We start from the raw sequence: 18,788 nt of genomic DNA on the forward strand, positions 1-18,788 counted from the left end.
AGGAGGGAAGAAAATGAAGACATTAAAAGTCAATATTGTCACTCCCGATGGCCCAGTGTACGATTCAGAAGTGGAAATGGTGAGCACGAAAGCTCAAAGCGGTGAGCTTGGAATCTTACCTGGACACATTCCGATGGTTGCTCCACTACAAATCGGTGCGGTTCGCCTGAAAAAAGGTGGCAACACTGAGCTTGTAGCTGTCAGTGGCGGATTCTTAGAAGTACGTCCTGAACAGGTGACAATTTTAGCACAGTCTGCTGAAACAGCAGAAGCTATCGATGTACAACGCGCGAAAGAAGCAAAAGGCCGTGCTGAAGACCGCATGCAGGCACAACAGGACGACGTAGACTTCCGTCGTGCCGAACTCGCTCTGAAGCGTGCCATGAACAGAATTAACGTTTCCGAACGTAATTTCTAATAACGAAGAAACCACCTTTCCTTTAGAGAGGTGGTTTCTTTTTTTATGGCAAATGGATGGTTTGAATATGCTGCATATTCAAGTAGGTCGATTCTCCCTTGGCTGTAATCAATTCCATGATATTATCCGACACTCTCTCGATCTTGCCAATCATTTCTTCCTGGACTCCCAGGTTTAATACGACGAGGTGCCCGCTCAATTTTTCAAGTTGAACCTCGAAGCTTCTGGCCAGGGTGATGGAGTTTGACGGGTTAACAGGCAGGTTTTCCTTACTCAAGCGATAGGGAGAGAGATTGGTGGAATAGGGAATCAGCCATTTTAAATGCTGCAGGGAGATATACATCGTTTTGTACACTGGGGAATAAAAGGCAAAGTAATTGTTCATGATCCCTGTTATATAGCCATGTATCGACTGATTGCCCGTTGTGTAGATTTCAAGGAAGACCCCCTTGGCCGTGGTCAGGATCTTTCGCAGGGATAATTGATCTTCCTGTTCGAGCTGTGGACTTACAGATGGTTCATCGATCCCGATGGAGTCCTTCGACACAACCGACATACTTTTTATATGAGACGTGGAGATATAGATATAATCGTCTCCGTTATAGACGATCATGACCTCGCTGCCCACCTCGATCAGAAATCCGTTGATGACTTTCTTTCCGGTCAGTTCGATCATGACTGCTTCACCGGTAAAGGCAGAATAAACATTTTTCATAAGCTTTGATACTCCTTCCTAGTTTAAAATAACCACTCTATCCAAAGGTACAAACTGTATAATCCGACTAGTAGGCTGATTGGGACAATGAATATGGTCACCCTCAGGTAGCGGCTCCAGGAAATTTTGATTCCATGGGTCTTTAAGATGAACATCCAGATCAATGTGGCGAGCGTTCCGACTGGAGTCAATAACGCACCGATGTCACTCCCGAGCACGTTGGCGAGATAAGCAATCTGCAAAATGTGAGGGTCCAGTCCCATTTCCGTAATGGATAATGTGCCGATCATCACCGCCGGCAGATTGTTAAAGAGATTGGAGATGACGGTCAGGAAGATCCCCATGATGATACTGGCATTGAAGGGCTGTCCGACAATATGATCCCTGAATTGCTCGACGATGAAGTCGCTCAACCCGACATTTTTCAGTCCATACACCAGCACGTACATATTGAAAGCGAATAATAGAACATGCCAAGGGGTCCTTCGTATAATATCCACGACACCCATCCTGGTCCGGATATACCGGAAGAAGATCAGGATGACGGCCCCGACCATGCCGATGAGTTCAAGTGGGATGCCAAAAGGGGTAAGGGCAAAAAAGGCGGCCCTTGTGAGGACGACAATCAGCAAACAATACTTGATCAGGGTAAAATCGATTTCTTTCTTCTCCGCCTTCGTGGAAAGCGGGTGGGAGTAAGAGTAGGCTTGGGCATCTTTTTTCCAGTTGATTGAGACATCCAGGATTTTTTTCGGGATTGATTTACGAAAGTAGAGGTAGAGAAGATAGGCAATGACGAGGATGGCGATCATGGATGGCACGAACATCATCTGAACATAGTCCTGCAAGGTAAGACCGACAATTTTCAGGGCTATGAGATTGGAAATATTACTGACGGCAATCGGTGCACTGGCTGCAGTGGCAATAAGGGCACCCGAAAGCAGGTAGGGGATTTTCTGATGGTTCTTGAGCTTCAATAGGGAGGTCATATGGATGATGATCGGAGTGGTGATGAGGATGCTTCCGTCGTTATTGAAAAACATGGTCATCATAAAACACAACAACATCACATAGATATACAGCCTGAGCCCCGAACCCCTCGACCTGTTGACGATATTCACGGCGACGACCCGGAAGAAACCGATACTCTCAAGGACGATGGACATCATGATCGTCGATAAGATCGTAAGAGCCGCCCCGCTCACAATATCCACGATGGTAAACACATCGCTGAAGGGGACGATCCCGATAAGAAGGACGATGGCCGCCCCGATGGATGTGGGGATGGTTTCGTTGATTCCGAACGGTCTCCATAACATGACGATGATGGTAAGGGAAAAAATGAATGTCATAATCCAAAACATATTATCGGGCATGTGATTTCGCCTCTTTTATAATGGAAGAAGGCGAAGTATCTAAATGCTCAAAGATTGGATGTTTGTCCACCTTTGAAATAGCGGGTTTAATAAACAGGAGATGAAAGATACTTCCTAATAGTACGAAATAGATGATCAAGAACATGATCATTCCTCCTTTCGAATCGCAATCCTTTATGAATCATCCCAGCATCTTCTTTAACTGCAACCTGTCAATCATGGAGGATGCTGAGATTTTTCATGCATATCATAAGCCTGTTCATTCGTTATGACCAACTTTTATTCAGGATTCTGTCGTCTTTACTTGGAGGTTGATTTTTTGGAGGAAGAGGATTTTGCCCCTTCAAGTTCATCGTAATAGAAAGCAGGCTGTTGTTTTTTCTTCGTGTTTTTAGTAGAGGATTGGTTTTTGGAACTTTGCTGGGATGATTTCTGGTTTGAACTGCTCTTGTTGGACGATTCCTGATTCTTTGAAGAGTCCTGTTTCTGTGAGGAATTGTCTTTACTGGATGAGTTGCTGCTGGATGAGTTTTCTTGATTATCCGATGTCGTTTTCTTTGTTCCGTCATAAATGTTCAGAACGGAAGCATGCTTTAGGTACACCCGGTCTTTCCCCTGGGTCAAGATGATATGATCTTCTTCCACGGCTGAAAGGATTCCTGAGTAGGAAGCTTTGCCGGATCCATTGATCGTCACCCAGCTGAGTAAGCTCTGGGATAATACATCGGCCATTTTTTCACCCTTCAAGTGATCATCCATTACAGGCAGCGCTTCCACATACTTGGAATTCTTCGTTACTGCCTGGATTTGTGAGATTGGGTAATACAATGTTTCGTTTTCACTGGAGTAGACGGTCAGGTAGTCCATGCTGACCTCCGCTAATTGACCTGACAGCTTTGTACCGTCATTTAGAACAATATTGATCTGATGACCTGTTAACCCTTTTAATGAATCGTTGAAATTACTCATTCAATTATTCTCCTTCCTTATAGAGAAAATTACTTCTCTTCTTCCGTTTTCTCGGCTTTTTTGGCCTTCACGCCGTAGCTGATGCTTTTCACATGGAATGCGGCCAGGCGGACAACCTCTTCATTCAATACAAGCGTGACGAACTCATCATTCGAATTCTCAAGAATCCCCTCAAGCTTCTCAGGGCCACCGCGGTTGATGCTCACCCATTGATATTTCAAGCTTGTGAGTAAAGCGCCAAACGTGTCTTCCTTCATAAACTCCATACCTTCTTCAGAAAGTTCCTCCACATTAAACGGCAAGCCTGATTTAATGTTCTGGGAAATGCTCTTAACATGGGATGTATTGTAGTAAATCACACCATCTTTTTCTGTTAAAAGGGCAAAATGATCGTCCCCTCCATATAGAAGCTTTCCGGTACGTGACTCAGGGCCGCCGCGATTCACCTTGACAATCTTCCCGACTAGCGAAGACATTAACTCTTTATTCATACCTGTTCCCTCCAGTTGTATATAAACATTTTCACTTTATGTATATGTGTCATGCCGTGATGCCGTACTATTACAGACGCCCTTTTTGGTGGACTAGTTGCCATTGGAGACGAAATGGGCGGGGGGATGGAGGGGGAGTGAGAGCTGATGGGATAAGAAAAATAGGCTCTGATTTAGGCGGGGACAACCCAAACGCGGGAGGGGAGAGGAACGTAGACTATAGGAAAGGACAAAAGGAGGATGGGAAAATGAGTTCGAAAAAAGGACAAGGAAAAGGTCAGAAGCAGTGTCAAAGCTATGGAGAATATCAGTGGATGATCGGTGATATGGCCAAGCCCGATGCCAAAGGCGGAAAAGATAAACAAAAGGGCCAGGGCAAACAGGCTAAATGCGGCTGCCAGGGATACTACTACGAATGCATGCAACAAGGACAAACAGGCAAAAAGAAAAAGAAATAAAACCTCCTGCCAACACCTCTCCCTTACACCTCACCACCTTATAACATACGCCCTCTAATAAATAAAAACCGCCCATTACAACCCTCTGTAATGGGTGGTTTTGTTGAGGGACGGACCTCTTCAAAAATTTTGCAAAATACATATAATGTTACTGAATAATGTGCTAAAATGGTCTATGTGTGTCGAACTAGGTTATTTGAGGGAGTGAGAAGAGTGGTGGAAAGCTTTGGTCAACAGGCCCTTGTCAGCATGCTTGTGCATCTGTTTGTATTCGGGATCACGTTTTGGGCGTTGCAAGCCATTCAGCTGGACAAGCTCCTGAAGAAGAATCGGGTCGCACAAGGGAGACTATTGTATGTCCTACTAACGGTCGCAATCGGATCAGCCGTCAGCCGTTTTTTACTGGATTATTACCTATGGTCTCAGAGCTTGCCGGTTTTCTTTGAATAAGTAGAGATTCTGACAAAAAATAGGTCTTCCTGCATGTTTTCAAGGGACACTGTTTTGAGTAAGATTAATTTTGTGTTCGTCCCTTTGTGAAAAAGTTTCAAAGTGAAACCCTTTTCACAAGACTCGCTTGAAAGCCTCAATAATTGTAAAAAGATGACGACAATTTTCAAGTATGTTCTCCCCCTATTCGGACAGACTTTTAGGTAAGGGGAGGAATGAAAAATGGGTCGGTATTTTTACTTTATTTTAATCTTTTTGGTTGGATTAGGTTTTCTTCCGGTCATTAATGGGAACAACACTATCGTAGCCAAACATTTATTAGACATTGAAAAGCTTGATCAAGCCATTGTTCATTCTCAAGGTCAGATAACTGAATGGTCTCTATATGCAAGAGAAAACAAAAAAAGCTTCACGAATAAAGGGTTTGCCAAATATAGTACTACTATGCAGGAAACATTTTCTGATTTTGACTGGGATACAGAAAAGTCGGCTGAAGGAGTAGTGGTTGTGGGACAACGTCAGACGTCTCACGGGGAAGAAACCATTAAACTGCAGCATACCCCCACAAACGGGCATTCCGTATCGTACATTATGTATGAAATGCGCGGAAATCAGAAAGCGTTGGGAGAAAAGACGAAGCAATATATCAAATCCGAATTTATCCCAAATATGGAAATCATTTTTACTTCTAAACCTATGATTTTCTCTTGTATAAAAGGCGAATTCAATGATAAGCTTGAGAAAGTTTTGTCGAATCAGGCTGTCGAACTAATGTCGAAATTAGACGCAAAAGAACTGGAATCACTTAAAGAAGAAGACTTTTATTCCATTTCAGCTTACTCGGAACAAATGTCACGGACTATACCAACAAAAAATGATGATATGAATATACAACTAGGTCTACGGAAAAGCGGAATGGGCGCTAAGACAACCTTTGTGATTGGCACACCCATCCTAATTATTGAATATTAATATAGAGAAATTGGACGCGGAGGGGAATACTCTTGGAAAAAATTATCGTCCGCGGCGGTCAGCGTTTAAGCGGTACAGTGCAAGTTGAAGGAGCAAAGAATGCCGTTTTACCAGTCATCGCTGCTACATTATTAGCAAGTGAAGGAAAAAGTGTCATTAAAAATGTACCACCACTCTCCGATGTATATACGATTAATGAAGTATTACGTCATTTAAATACAGATGTAGAGTTTAACAATGGTGAAGTCATCGTGAATGCATCAAGAGAGTTGTTTGTTGAAGCACCGTTCGAATATGTGCGTAAAATGCGTGCATCCGTTCTTGTAATGGGTTCACTCTTGGGCCGTACAGGTAAAGCGCGTGTCGCTCTTCCTGGTGGCTGTGCGATTGGATCAAGACCGATTGACCAACACTTGAAAGGCTTCGAAGCAATGGGAGCGAAAGTGAAGGTAGGAAATGGTTTCATCGAAGCGGAAGTAGACGGAAGATTGAAGGGTGCCAAGGTGTATCTGGACTTCCCAAGCGTTGGGGCAACAGAAAACATCATGATGGCAGCCGTTCTTGCAGAAGGAACGACCATCCTTGAGAACGTGGCAAAAGAGCCTGAAATCGTCGACTTAGCGAACTTCCTGAACAAAATGGGAGGAAGCGTCGTAGGTGCAGGAACCGGCACAATCCGTATCGAAGGTGTAGACCGTCTATACGGCGTCGAGCACAGCATCATCCCTGACCGTATCGAAGCGGGAACATTCATGGTGGCAGCTGCGATCACTCAAGGGGATGTCCTTGTAAAAGGTGCGATTCCTGAACATCTGTCTTCATTAGTGGCGAAGATGGAAGAGATGGGCGTTACGATCATCGATGAAGAAGAAGGACTTCGCGTCATCGGACCGGAGAAACTGAAATCCGTCGATATCAAAACGATGCCACATCCAGGTTTCCCGACAGATATGCAATCCCAAATGATGGCCTTGCTTCTTGCAGCTGACGGTACCAGCGTCATCACTGAAACGGTTTTCGAAAATCGTTTCATGCATGCAGAAGAATTCCGTCGCATGGGAGCAGACATCAAGATCGAAGGACGCTCTGTCATCATGAACGGACCAACACCTCTTCAAGGGGCAGAAGTGGCTGCAACGGATCTTCGTGCAGCAGCAGCACTTTCCATCGCTGGTCTAGTGGCAGACGGTTATACCCGCGTAACAGAACTCAAGCATTTAGATCGTGGATATGTGAACTTCCATCAGAAGCTTGCAGGCCTTGGAGCCGATATCGAGCGTGTGAAGGAAGTCGAAGAAACACCTGTTTCTGAGCAGCAAGACATGATTAAAGATGCGTAAATAGATAGTGGAAAAGGTGAGCTCTTTTTGGAGGGCTTGCCTTTTTTGTTTGGTGTTTTTGGTGTGGGGGATGTGTGTCGGTCTGGTGAGTGGTTTGTTGCCTGTTGTGGGTGACGTTAATTGGTAAAAAGAGTAATTCGGCTGGATTTATTGTGATTTCGGCTGGATTTTGGTCGGAATCGGCCGGATTTATCATGAAAGTGGCCGGATTATGCTCTGGATCGGCTCTATTTGCAAGGAAAACGGCTGGATTCCCATAAGTCTTGGCGGAATCTCATGCTGTCTATTGAAGTGATTATTTTTAAAAGTCACATCCCTCTGCACTCAATCACACCTACTCACAAACTCTCCCAATTCACAATCATAATTGCTTGTCCACTACCATACATATGAAAGAGAGTGGAGAAGTGTGCTAGGACATTCTCCTATTTAATCTTTCATTGGAGGCCGCGAACATGAAGCAGTTGAAACCCGTAGTGATCATCTTCTCAATCTTTATCAGCATCATCTTTCTTGTACCCACTCTGCTGGTACTCCCATTTTCATCAGACAAGGACACGGCAAACCTGGACGAAAAGCTGAAAAATCAACCATCCGTTGAAGAATTGGCAGACTCGGTCGAGGTGGCGGTGTATCGATCCAGCCAGGATCTCATCGAGAAGCTTCCCCTTGAGCAGTATGTCGTAGGGGTGGTGGCAGGTGAAATGCCGGCAGATTTTGAAAAGGAAGCGTTGAAGGCACAGGCCCTTGCGGCAAGGACCTATATGGTGAATCAGCTTATGTCAGATGATCCTTCTGTGCCGAAGGGAGCCGATGTGACGGATACGGTATCCCATCAGGTGTACAAAAACCAAAAGGAACTGGCCACCCTATGGGGCTCCGACTATGACTGGAAAATCAAGAAGATTTCAGAAGCCGTCCTTGAAACGAAGGGGAAAGTGCTCACATATGATGATAAGCCGATTACGGCCGCCTTCTTCTCAACAAGCAACGGCTATACGGAAAACTCAGAAGCATATTGGACAGATGATATTCCGTATTTACGGAGTGTGGAAAGTCCTTGGGACAAAGCATCACCTAAATTTGAAGATCAAAAGATCATCCCGATCAATGAATTCAAGCAGAAGCTAGGTGTCACCCTGCCTAAGGATGGGTCGGTGGGAACGATCACATCAAGGACCGAAGGCAAAAGGGTGGCAAAAGTAGAAATCAACGGGAAGGAATTCACCGGGCGGGAGATCAGGGATAAATTGGGCCTCAGGTCGTCGGACTTCACCTGGTACTTGAAGGACGACCACATCGTCATTGCCACGAAAGGATTCGGCCATGGAGTCGGGATGAGTCAGTATGGGGCAAACGGGATGGCGAAGGAAGGCAAGAATTATAAAGATATTGTGACCCATTACTATAAAGACGTCAAAATAACAGAATCCAGCAAACTCCTGCAGAAGGTGACGGCACAAAGATAAGAAAAAGGATTGGGTATGGTCATGGTGACCGTACTCAATCCTTTTTTACATAAGCTTCAAACCTCTTCATCGCCTTCGTCAACCTGTGATCCGGATTCCGGAAATACGTCCGGTTCACGATCCAGAACAGAACCGTGACCCCGATCAGATCCTTGGCGGCATCAATCATCGTGGAAGACCGGTACGGCACGAAGGACTGATGAATCTCATCTGTGAATCCATAAAAAATGGCTATTAGTGCAACCGTGAAATTCAATGTGAACCGAAGTTTTCCGTGTGCGAGCAGGGCGACGACAAACAATGCATATAAAATCCCAAACTCGACCAAGTGGAGGGATTCCTTGATGAACCGGTCCATCCCATCATCAGGGAACCGCAGCACAGCATCATCGGGATTGCTCGACATGACCCAGATCAGGATCATATATAGGAAAGGCGCAGCCGTCAGCAGATATTTAAGTAGCTTCTTCATATAGGTCCCGTCCTTTCAGTTTCTAGTATTGTACCACGGGGGACCGGGATTTCGTTATCATCACTCCATAGTTTCGAAGTTTGCCACATTTTTTTCGAGAAAAATTCAACAACCATACATAATCCTCCCCACTTTGTCGAAACATAAGAAATTAAAATTTTTTTCCGGATGTGTATATATTTTCTGAATTCTGTTCAGAATGATTGCTGAGGTGATGAAAATGAGAGAGGAAGAAAAGAAACAACCTTCTCAAAACTTTTTGAAAAGACGTTGGGCATACCCAGCAATCTATTTAGCAAGTGCAGCAATCATTATCACGGGGATTCTGTGGTACCAGGCAGGAAATGATGTAAACGAGAAAGCCAAGGATTACAGCTATGATGGAGTTCCTACTGACAATGAGTTCAACCAGCCTGCAGAAGAAGTCAATCGTTCATTGGAAAACTTTGTAATGCCTGTTTCAAGCCCTGAAGATACAGTGATCGAAAAACAATTCTACGACACTGAAGCTTCAGCTGAAGAACAGGAAGCTGCCCTAGTCGTGTATGGAAACATGTACTACCCGAACCAAGGAGTCGACATCTCCAAAGATGGAAAAGAATTCGATGTTCTGGCTGCCATGAGCGGTACAGTCACAAAGGTTCAGGAAGATTCCTTACTTGGTAACACGATTGAAATCGAGCACAGCAAAGGCATCGTGACTCGCTATCAATCAGTGAAAGATTTTGAAGTCGCGGTTGGAGATGTAGTCGATCAAGGACAAGCCATTGCGAAAGCAGGAAAGAGCTTATTCAATGAAGAAGCCGGTGTTCACGTACACTTTGAAATTCGTAAAGCGGATGTAGCCGTGAATCCAATGGAATACTTCAATAAGTCTCTTGCCACACTTCAAGAAGCACAGCTTGAAGACAAGAAAGTTTCAGGTGAACAGCCGGATGCAGCAGCTGCAGAAGAAAATGCCGTAGAAGACCAAGCTAGCGAAAACAAAGCTACTGAGGACAAAGCTACGGAAGAAAAAGACGCAGCTGAAGAAAACAAGTCCACTGAAGAAAACAAGTCAACTGAAGAAAAGCAGAACCAGGCCAAGCCGAAACAAGAAAGCAAAGACAACGCTGACGTAAAAGACGAAGAGTAACACACATAAATGAAGACTGACCGAAATACCGGTCAGTCTTTTTGCTTGTCCTAAAAAATTTCCTTGGAAATTCGACAGGGAGGAAGGTTTACTGGTAAAGCATTTCCATTATCATTCTACCGTTTAATATCCATATCTTTTGAAATATCCTTATTTTAGAAAAATGACTGGTGAACCTGTGTCGCACAGTTGTCGTTTTTTCTTTATTGACCAGGCTTTTTCCAGTAAAGATAATGATGGCATGAATAAAATTTCAGAAAATTAAGTCTTTATAAAGAGGGAGGTGAAACGTTGATCTACTTCATGCTATTTTTACTCATCACAGGTGGATGCATCATCCTTGCCCTGAGGAAAAAGCGGGCATTCTTTCTGACCATACCATTTCTGTCTTTATTTATCTATTTTATTGTGCAGATCGCCATTGTTCCGGTGCCGTTTTTTGAAACAGTGAAATTTATATTCAGTTTAAAATAATGAGCTTGAAAAGGGGATACGTACATGAAGAAGATTGATAGAGCGAAAGCCGATCAGTATTTTAAAGAAAAAAATCGATACATGGCACTGTACTTAGTCATCTGGCTCCTTTCCTCCTTTGGTGTCGTGCTGTTTGCCGAAAGCTTCTCCACCTTCACCATCAACGGATTTCCGTTCCATTATTTCATGGGCGCACAAGGATCGATCATCATTTTCATTGTGTTACTTTACGTGAATGCGAGGGTGAGTGACGGGATCGATAAGAAATATGGGCTGGATGAAAGCCGGAATGAGCAGATCAGCTACGGGAAAACACTGGATCATTAAACAAAAAAGAGAAGAATCAGGGGGAAAGAATGAATGGATACTCAGTTTATCGTATCGACGTCTATTATTCTGTTGACGTTTGCATTATATATCGGAATTGCGGTTTATAACAAAGCGAAGGCGACATCGGACTTTTATGTAGCCGGACGTGGGGTGCCGCCGATCTTCAACGGGATGGCGATCGGGGCAGACTGGATGAGTGCGGCATCATTCATCGGACTGGCCGGTACCGTCATGATTCTCGGTTACGACGGCCTTGCCTATATCATGGGGTGGACAGGGGGATATTTATTATTGACCTTCCTGCTTGCACCACAGCTCAGGAAGTATGGGCGGTATACGGTGCCGGAATTCATCGGGGACCGGTATAACAGTCATACGGCCCGGGTCATCGCCGCGATCTGTACGATTATCATCAGTTTCACGTACTCGATCGGTCAGCTATCGGGATCTGGCGTGGTCATCGGGCGTTTATTTGAAATCGATGCCAAGGTCGGTACGATGATCGGGGTCGTCCTCATTGCCTTTTACGCTGCGTTCGGCGGCATGAAGGGGATCACGTGGACCCAGGTGGCTCAGTATATCGTGTTGATCGTTGCGTACTTGATCCCGGTCATCTTCATGTCCCTGCAAATCACGGGGAACCCTGCCCCTTGGATATCGTACGGTGAGCTGGTCGGGAAGATCGGGGAACTCGACCGTGAGCTCGGTGTGTCGGAATACTTCGCTCCTTTTACAAACGGAACGAAGTGGCAGTTCATGGCCCTCATGTTCACACTGATGGCCGGTACCGCCGGGCTTCCCCATGTTATCGTCCGGTTCTATACGGTGTCCACGATGAAGGCGGCGCGCTGGTCAGGTGCCTGGGCACTTCTTTTCATTGGCCTTCTTTATCTATCAGCACCAGCTTATGCGGCATTCTCCCGTTTTATTTTGATGACAAAAGTAGCGGGAAGTAAAATCAGCGATCTCCCTGCCTGGACAGCCTCATGGGTCGATACGGGAAAACTGCAGGTGGCCGATGCGAATGGAGACGGAATTCTTCAATGGAAGGAAATCATCATTTCGAATGATATCGTGGTCATGGCGACACCGGAGATTGCGAACCTTGGCGTAGTCGTCATCGGGCTTGTGGCGGCAGGTGCCATGGCAGCGGCGTTATCGACGGCAGGCGGATTGATGATCGCCATTTCGTCTTCATTTGCCCATGATATTTACTACCGTGTTTTCAAACCGAATGCGACAGAGCGGAATCGTCTGGCGGTTGCACGCTGGTCGATCGTGGTGGCTACTGTCCTGGCAGGTGTGGTGGCGCTGAATCCTCCAGGAGTCATCACGCAAATCGTCGCCTGGGCCTTCGCCCTGGCGTCAGGGACGTTCTTCCCGGCCCTGTTACTAGGCGTCTGGTGGAAGCGCTCCAATGCCCAGGGAGTGATTGCAGGGATGCTTGTGGGGCTCGCCGTGACACTCACCTACATTTTCCTGGCACGATCAGGCGTGACCCTGTTCGGCATCATTGATACTGGAGCAGGTGTGTTCGGAGCAGCCTCAGCGGCCATTGCCAATATCGTCGTGTCCCTCATGACGAAAGCTCCTTCACAGAAGATCCAGGAAGAAGTAATGGACCTTCGTTATCCGGAGCAGATGACCTTTAAGGACGGGGAAGTCTGGGTGGATGATGAGGTGAATTTTAAAGGATGACTGAGCTAAGCCGTACTAAGGGTGAATCCCGGTACGGCTTTTTCCTGTGTGCAGAGATCATCAGACATTTTCACAGATTCATCGACTCATTTCTCAGGAAATAGTGAGGGAAGGGGAAACGATACAGATGGTGTCGAATGGCATCGGATCATTCGTCATGTCAGGCATTTGGGTCCATTTATCCATGTAGAGGTCCGTCCCTCACGCTTATTTTTCAGAAAATTCAAGCGAAACCTTGTCCTTATTGTGTTTTTTGTGCATATATGTGGGCACAAGCTAATAAAATGAAACAAACCTATCAAAACAGAGAGTGTTTGAGGTGAGGAATCGTCATTATACTATTGGTCATTAGCTGAATAAGTTGTTTATACGTTGTAACATCAGGAAGCTGCCGTCCTAAATAAGGCTTTCTGCCGCTTGCCCATGGGCAAGGGGTCTGTACTATTTCATTGATGCGAAAGCGAGTCTCATTTCACACTTCTCACATCCAATTTAGGGAGGTCGAGTGGTGTGCACGATTACATCAAAGAGAGAACAATCAAGATTGGTAAGTATATCGTGGAGACGAAGAAAACTGTTCGTGTAATTGCGAAGGAGTTTGGCGTGTCCAAAAGTACTGTCCATAAAGATTTAACAGAACGACTGCCAGAAATCAATCCGGATCTCGCAAATGAAGTCAAAACCATACTTGATTACCATAAATCAATCCGGCATCTACGAGGTGGAGAGGCAACCAAGCAAAAGTACAAAAAAGAAGAGCTCCACAGCTAACCAAAATACGCCAAGCCCCATAGTGATGGGTTGTGCTTGGTGTGTTTTTGCGTTTTAGGGGAATGTCCGTTCAGCAGCTGAATATCCTTGAATTTTTGACAGCTGATTTTACGGTGAAATTCACCTGTCAAAAAATAAGGAAAAATCAGCAGCTGAAATCACTCGAATATTCAGCAGCTGCCCCCCATAATCGCCCCACCAACACCCCAACTTAACACTCCTGTAACATCCCCCTCCAAAACACCCACCTTTTTCCAAGATAATAACAATATCAATACATTTTTTTGACAAATACCATCTCTCTTCGACATATTTATGGTAAAATAATTAATTAGGTGAAAGTTCTGCCTTAACGTTAAAACGTAATGACATACTAGTGAAACCATAGATGAATGTAGTTCATGAAATTGTAAAAGTAGAAGGGAGAAACACAAGATGTTCGCGAAAGATATTGGGATTGACCTTGGTACGGCTAATGTATTGATTCATGTTAAAGGAAAAGGGATTGTCTTGAATGAGCCATCGGTCGTGGCACTGGATAAGAATACGGGTAAGGTGCTGGCTGTCGGTGAGGAAGCGCGCCGCATGGTCGGACGTACTCCTGGAAATATTGTGGCGACACGTCCGCTGAAAGACGGAGTCATCGCAGACTTTGATGTGACTGAAGCCATGCTGAAGCACTTCATTAACAAATTGAATGTAAAAGGATTCCTTTCGAAGCCGCGCATTTTGATCTGCTGCCCGACGAACATCACGAGCGTTGAGCAAAAGGCGATCAGGGAAGCGGCTGAAAAGAGCGGCGGAAAGAAGATTTATCTTGAGGAAGAGCCTAAAGTGGCGGCGATCGGTGCCGGTATGGACATCTTCAATCCGACTGGTAACATGGTCGTGGACATCGGTGGAGGAACGACGGACGTAGCGGTTCTTTCCATGGGTGACATCGTGACGAGTCAGTCCATCAAGATGGCCGGGGATAAATTTGATCATGAAATTCTGAATTATATTAAAAAAGAGTACAAGCTTCTGATCGGGGAGCGTACGGCTGAAGATATCAAGGTGAACATCGGGACGGTATTCTCTGAAACACTTGATGAAGATCGCAGGGAAATGAGCATCCGTGGACGCGATATGGTATCAGGACTTCCACGTACAATCACAGTGACGTCCAAAGAAATCGAAGGGGCGCTTCGTGAGTCAGTGGCGGTCATCGTACAGGCTGCGAAAAATGTCCTTGAGAAGACGCCGCCTGAATTGTCAGCGGATATCATTGACCGCGGAGTTATTTTAACTGGAGGGGGCGCCCTTCTTCACGGAATGGATACGCTTCTTGCAGAAGAATTGAAAGTTCCGGTATTGATCGCTGAGAACCCGATGGATTGCGTAGCTATCGGAACGGGATTGATGCTTGAGAATATCGATAAAATTTCGAGAAGAAGAATCGGCTAAAACCACTGCACCATCGATCCGATATAACGGTTAAGAGGTGAAAGTAGATGTTTCGAGGATTTTATACAGTAGCATCCGGCATGCTTTCTCAGCAGCGGAAGACTGAGATGCTGACAAACAATATGTCGAATGCCAATACACCGGGTTATAAAGCGGATCAAGCTTCGATGCGGGCATTTCCTGAAATGCTGATGGACCGGATGGATTCTTCATCGATCCCGACTGAAAAAAAGCTGTCGCTTCCTTTTAATCAACGAGTGGGGGCACTCAATACAGGGGTGTATATGCAGGAAACGATTCCTTCCTTTGTACAGGGTGACCTGCAGGAAACGGGTCGTGGCTTGGATGTGGCGCTTCTGGATGGTTCCATGCCTGTCGATGAAGAGACAGGGGTCCGTGGATCGGTGTTCCTGACGGTGGAAGGGCAAGATGGAAGTCCCCGCTATACGCGAAACGGAAACCTGACGGTAAACGGCAACGGTTTCCTCACTACAAACAGCGGCTTTTATATGCTGGATGAAAATGGTGACCGGATTCAACTGGAAAGCGATCAGTTCACAGTCGGTGAAAACGGTCAGATTGTCGTGGATGGGAATGCAGTCGCAACATTGGGAGTCGGATATTCGGATAACCCGAACCAGTTAGTCAAGCAGGGAGATGGGCTGTTTGCCACAGAAGGCAATGCAGCCCTACCTGATGCCTATGCAGAGGATAATGTTTCTTTTGCCGCCAAGCAGGGCTTTCTGGAGCGATCCAATGTGGATGCCTCCCGTACCATGACCGACATGATGTCGGCGTACCGGGCATTTGAAGCCAATCAGAAGGTGCTTCAGGCATATGACCGGAGCATGGAAAAGGCAGCCAACGAAATCGGCAGGGTCAACGGATAGCAAGTATTGTAAATGAATTTCGTCACTGAATACCTTATAATAGGGGAGAACGTGTCATGAATCGGACGATGATTACAGCAACCAACACATTGGGCCAATTGCAGAAACAAATGGATATGATTGGTCATAATCTTTCGAACGCAGATACAAACGGATACAAGCGCCGGGATGCAACATTTTCCGAAATGCTTGTGCAGCAGGTGAAAAATCAAAGCGTAGACAAATTCGAAACAGGCAGGCTCACCCCTCTGGGAGTCCGGGAAGGGAACGGTGCCAAGCTTTCACAGGCCCAGCTGATCTTGAATCAAGGGTCGCTGAAAGCTACAGGCCGTTCGTTGGACTTTGCTTTGACCAACGATCGTCAGTTCTTCAAGGTGCTGTCTCAAGATGAGGACTCGAGTGCCGTGCGCTATACGAGGGACGGAGCATTCTCAGCGAGTCCTGTCGGGAACGGGGAAATGATGCTCGTGAACGGAAGCGGGCTGCCGGTTCTGGATGAGAATGATAACTATATTACGTTTTCTGAGGACGCCACTTCCTTTCAGCTTGGAGATAACGGGGTTCTGACTGTTACGGATTCCGGCGGCGGGGAAGAACGCTTTAACCTAGGCGTTGTGACCGTTGAGAAATCTCAATTTCTTCAGCAGTATGGCGGGAATCTTTTAGGATTTGCAGACAACCTTGATCAACTGGGCGTCACGGAAGATGAAGTCGTGACCAACGTGACGGGTGGAGCACGAACGGATATTTCCATGGTTCAGAGTTCATTAGAAGGTTCGAACGTGGATATCAGCAAAGAAATGACGGACATGCTGAGTGTCCAACGATCATATCAATTCCAGGCGCGATCGATCTCCCTTGCAGATCAAATGATGGGCCTTGTAAATGGGATACGCTAAAAGGAGTTAAATGCTATGAGTGAAAAAGAGCTACTGCAAGAAAAAGTGACAAGAGAATCAGTGAAAACAGAAAAAAAGGCAAAGCAAAAGGACGAAACCAAGCCATCACGCTGGGTGCGTGTTCGCATGCTTCCCATCTGGCTCAGAATCCTTCTGTTCATCCTTCTTCTTGCAGGAAGCCTTGCACTTGGTGCCGTCATCGGCTTCGCAGGCATCGGCAACGGAAACGCAGCCGACGTCTTCAAAGCAGAAACCTGGCAGCATATCATTGATATCGTAGTGAAGAAATAATTTTGAGGGACGGACCTCGAAATCGTTAGCTTTTGCGGCAGTAAACCTTGATATACCAAGGTTTCGTTGCGGATGGAGCTTGTGATTCGAGGTCCGTCCCTTTTTTAATGGGGTGTGGAGCGGGGAGGGACGGACCTCGAATTTGCTCCCCTTTCACATAAATAACGTTGGTATAAAGCGATTCCCTTGAACAATTGAACCTATTTTCGAGGTCCGTCCCTCCCATCCTGTTGCTATTATAACCCCGGTTTCTGTACAATAAGGTGTACATACATATTGGTAGGAGGAATCATGCATGCTTGATATTAATGAGATTAAAGAGATTATTCCCCATCGTTATCCGTTTTTGCTTGTGGATCGGATTTTAGAAGTGGAGGAAGGCAAGAAGGCAATCGGGATCAAGAATGTGACGGCAAATGAGGAGTTTTTCAATGGTCACTTTCCTGATTACCCTGTCATGCCGGGTGTACTGATCGTCGAGGCGCTGGCTCAGGTAGGGGCCGTGGCAATGCTGAAGGTGGAGGATAACCGCGGACGTCTTGCGTTCTTCACAGGCATCGACAAATGCCGTTTCAAGCGTCAGGTGAAGCCTGGTGATCAGCTCCGACTCGAAGTGGAGATGATCCGCTTTAAAGGACCGATCGGTAAAGGAAAAGGTGTTGCAACCGTTGATGGTGAAGTTGCTTGTGAGTTAGAGATGATGTTTGCTCTTGGGGATAAGTAGGAGTAGTCACGTATAGATAGCCGGGTTTGGTGTGATTCATTTCACGTCAAAGCCGGCTTTTTTTATAGTGAAAAAATATTTCCATATGCAAGTTAATTCATTTTCCGGGAAAGCTAACAAAAGACCAACGTAACGGTCTTACATTAACCAACATCGAAAGGAGCCATACATCATGAGCAAAAAGTTACTATCGGTCCTTAGTGGATCAGCACTTGCCGCTTTCCTTCTTGTAGGATGTAACGCCAATCAGGAGCCTCCTCCGGAAGACGAAGCACCAGTGGAAGAAAACGACAACATGGATGAGAATAACGATATGAACGACAATGGGGATTTGAATGAAGAGAACTACCCTGAGTCAGAAGACAAGAACAAGCAAGGCGATAAAGATGCAGCGAAGGATAACAACACCCCTGAAGAAGACGCTGTAGAAGATGATATTGATATGAAGGATAAGGATAATAAGGACGAGTAAGATGTTAAGACAGAGGCGACTAAGGGTTGTCTCTGTTTTTTTATAAAATAGAACATACAGGCTTTCATTTTTTTGGAAATTAGACTATAGTTGACTTATGTAGTTCTTTATATAGAACAATATGTATATATTAATAAGAACGTCGCCGTAATAAAACTAGAGAGGTGGACAAATGTATAAAAAAGTTTGCAATCGATGCACTCGATCTTCGTTTAGCAGCACTGAAATAGGTGATTGGATGTGTCCTTCATGCGGTCATGACTTAACTGAAGCACCACTTTATACGCCCTTCTTAAGGCATGGTGATTTCGTCCCGCTTCGAAAAAAGTTAGAAGCTTATGAAAAGAATATGAATAAGAAATATCTTTAAAATTCGACAAATACTTTTATGTTTTCAAAATATTCATCAATTTATTTAGTAATAATCGGGGATAATGTCGAAAAAAGCATTCACTTGTAGGAAAAAAGTGTAAATTTTTTCTTAGAAAAGACAAAAAATTATGAAAAAAGATGGTACTATTGATATAA

Annotated in this window: 23 protein-coding genes; 17 read left to right on the forward strand and 6 right to left on the reverse strand. The window is 45.3% G+C overall.

The annotated features are described in order from the left end of the window. Positions 1-13: 13 nt before the first annotated feature. On the forward strand, positions 14-418 hold the full coding sequence (locus N5C46_RS15705; protein WP_034765168.1) for a F0F1 ATP synthase subunit epsilon: 405 nt from the start codon (positions 14-16) through the stop codon (positions 416-418). 43 nt (positions 419-461) lie between these two features. Here the strand turns inward: N5C46_RS15705 and N5C46_RS15710 are convergent, their stop codons facing one another. The 5 genes from N5C46_RS15710 to N5C46_RS15730 all read right to left on the reverse strand — a co-directional run bounded on the left by N5C46_RS15710 (position 462) and on the right by N5C46_RS15730 (position 3,969). Continuing rightward, positions 462-1,133 carry a DUF2642 domain-containing protein gene (locus N5C46_RS15710; RefSeq protein ID WP_261749298.1) on the reverse strand — a complete coding sequence of 224 codons (672 nt, stop codon included), beginning with the start codon at positions 1,131-1,133 and terminating at the stop codon, positions 462-464. Positions 1,134-1,156: 23 nt separating this feature from the next. Then, a complete protein-coding gene (locus N5C46_RS15715) occupies positions 1,157-2,509 on the reverse strand; it encodes an arsenic transporter (RefSeq protein ID WP_261749299.1) in 1,353 nt (450 codons plus the stop codon). Further along, complete coding sequence (locus N5C46_RS15720; RefSeq protein ID WP_261749300.1) at positions 2,499-2,654, reverse strand: hypothetical protein; 156 nt, start codon at positions 2,652-2,654, stop codon at positions 2,499-2,501. The genes N5C46_RS15715 and N5C46_RS15720 overlap by 11 nt, the downstream gene beginning before the upstream one ends. Positions 2,655-2,809: 155 nt before the next feature. Beyond that, positions 2,810-3,478 (reverse strand): hypothetical protein, encoded by a 669-nt coding sequence (locus N5C46_RS15725; protein WP_261749301.1) that lies wholly within the window; start codon positions 3,476-3,478, stop codon positions 2,810-2,812. A 29-nt stretch (positions 3,479-3,507) separates the two neighbouring features. Then, positions 3,508-3,969 (reverse strand): hypothetical protein, encoded by a 462-nt coding sequence (locus N5C46_RS15730; RefSeq protein WP_061808913.1) that lies wholly within the window; start codon positions 3,967-3,969, stop codon positions 3,508-3,510. 248 nt (positions 3,970-4,217) lie between these two features. Here N5C46_RS15730 and N5C46_RS15735 point away from each other — a divergent pair, with 248 nt between their 5' ends. The 5 genes from N5C46_RS15735 (at position 4,218) to spoIID (ending at position 8,658) form a co-directional block, all read left to right on the forward strand. Next, the gene (locus N5C46_RS15735; protein ID WP_261749302.1) at positions 4,218-4,427 is read left to right on the forward strand and encodes a hypothetical protein; all 210 of its coding nucleotides are present in this window, start codon (positions 4,218-4,220) and stop codon (positions 4,425-4,427) included. Between the two features lie 213 nt (positions 4,428-4,640). Then, positions 4,641-4,877 carry a DUF1146 family protein gene (locus N5C46_RS15740; RefSeq protein WP_034765174.1) on the forward strand — a complete coding sequence of 79 codons (237 nt, stop codon included), beginning with the start codon at positions 4,641-4,643 and terminating at the stop codon, positions 4,875-4,877. Positions 4,878-5,099: 222 nt separating this feature from the next. Next, positions 5,100-5,849: a YwmB family TATA-box binding protein gene (locus tag N5C46_RS15745; protein ID WP_261749303.1), complete on the forward strand. Its 750-nt coding sequence runs from the start codon at positions 5,100-5,102 to the stop codon at positions 5,847-5,849. A gap of 32 nt (positions 5,850-5,881) precedes the next feature. After that, positions 5,882-7,189 carry a UDP-N-acetylglucosamine 1-carboxyvinyltransferase gene (gene murA, locus N5C46_RS15750; RefSeq protein WP_261749304.1) on the forward strand — a complete coding sequence of 436 codons (1,308 nt, stop codon included), beginning with the start codon at positions 5,882-5,884 and terminating at the stop codon, positions 7,187-7,189. 455 nt (positions 7,190-7,644) lie between these two features. Next, complete coding sequence (gene spoIID, locus N5C46_RS15755) at positions 7,645-8,658, forward strand: stage II sporulation protein D (RefSeq protein ID WP_261749305.1); 1,014 nt, start codon at positions 7,645-7,647, stop codon at positions 8,656-8,658. Between the two features lie 34 nt (positions 8,659-8,692). On the opposite strand, the gene N5C46_RS15760 is transcribed toward spoIID, so the two are convergent. Then, positions 8,693-9,130: a VanZ family protein gene (locus N5C46_RS15760; protein WP_261749306.1), complete on the reverse strand. Its 438-nt coding sequence runs from the start codon at positions 9,128-9,130 to the stop codon at positions 8,693-8,695. 220 nt (positions 9,131-9,350) lie between these two features. Here N5C46_RS15760 and N5C46_RS15765 point away from each other — a divergent pair, with 220 nt between their 5' ends. The 11 genes from N5C46_RS15765 to N5C46_RS15815 all read left to right on the forward strand — a co-directional run bounded on the left by N5C46_RS15765 (position 9,351) and on the right by N5C46_RS15815 (position 18,260). Further along, positions 9,351-10,265, forward strand: a complete 915-nt coding sequence (locus tag N5C46_RS15765; protein WP_261749307.1) for a stage II sporulation protein SpoIIQ — start codon at positions 9,351-9,353, stop codon at positions 10,263-10,265. A gap of 291 nt (positions 10,266-10,556) precedes the next feature. Then, positions 10,557-10,739 carry a hypothetical protein gene (locus N5C46_RS15770; protein WP_034765190.1) on the forward strand — a complete coding sequence of 61 codons (183 nt, stop codon included), beginning with the start codon at positions 10,557-10,559 and terminating at the stop codon, positions 10,737-10,739. Between the two features lie 24 nt (positions 10,740-10,763). After that, positions 10,764-11,066, forward strand: a complete 303-nt coding sequence (locus N5C46_RS15775; protein WP_224522560.1) for a DUF4212 domain-containing protein — start codon at positions 10,764-10,766, stop codon at positions 11,064-11,066. A gap of 33 nt (positions 11,067-11,099) precedes the next feature. Continuing rightward, positions 11,100-12,767 carry a sodium:solute symporter family protein gene (locus N5C46_RS15780; protein WP_261749308.1) on the forward strand — a complete coding sequence of 556 codons (1,668 nt, stop codon included), beginning with the start codon at positions 11,100-11,102 and terminating at the stop codon, positions 12,765-12,767. Positions 12,768-13,277: 510 nt separating this feature from the next. Further along, positions 13,278-13,538 carry a sporulation transcriptional regulator SpoIIID gene (spoIIID, locus tag N5C46_RS15785; RefSeq protein WP_034765200.1) on the forward strand — a complete coding sequence of 87 codons (261 nt, stop codon included), beginning with the start codon at positions 13,278-13,280 and terminating at the stop codon, positions 13,536-13,538. Between the two features lie 435 nt (positions 13,539-13,973). Continuing rightward, positions 13,974-14,984, forward strand: coding sequence for a rod shape-determining protein (locus tag N5C46_RS15790; protein WP_261749309.1), 1,011 nt, complete (start codon positions 13,974-13,976; stop codon positions 14,982-14,984). 47 nt (positions 14,985-15,031) lie between these two features. Continuing rightward, positions 15,032-15,874, forward strand: a complete 843-nt coding sequence (locus N5C46_RS15795) for a flagellar hook-basal body protein (RefSeq protein WP_261749310.1) — start codon at positions 15,032-15,034, stop codon at positions 15,872-15,874. Positions 15,875-15,930: 56 nt separating this feature from the next. Further along, positions 15,931-16,773, forward strand: a complete 843-nt coding sequence (locus N5C46_RS15800; protein WP_261749311.1) for a flagellar hook-basal body protein — start codon at positions 15,931-15,933, stop codon at positions 16,771-16,773. A gap of 15 nt (positions 16,774-16,788) precedes the next feature. Then, positions 16,789-17,064, forward strand: coding sequence for a DNA-directed RNA polymerase subunit beta (locus tag N5C46_RS15805; protein WP_261749312.1), 276 nt, complete (start codon positions 16,789-16,791; stop codon positions 17,062-17,064). Positions 17,065-17,359: 295 nt separating this feature from the next. Next, entirely contained in the window at positions 17,360-17,788 is a 429-nt protein-coding gene (gene fabZ, locus N5C46_RS15810; protein WP_261749313.1) for a 3-hydroxyacyl-ACP dehydratase FabZ, read from the forward strand. A 172-nt stretch (positions 17,789-17,960) separates the two neighbouring features. Next, positions 17,961-18,260, forward strand: coding sequence for a hypothetical protein (locus tag N5C46_RS15815; RefSeq protein WP_261749314.1), 300 nt, complete (start codon positions 17,961-17,963; stop codon positions 18,258-18,260). Positions 18,261-18,788 lie beyond the last annotated feature (528 nt).

Source organism: Rossellomorea vietnamensis, from assembly GCF_025398035.1.
GTDB classification, from domain to species: Bacteria; Bacillota; Bacilli; order Bacillales; family Bacillaceae_B; genus Rossellomorea; species Rossellomorea vietnamensis_B.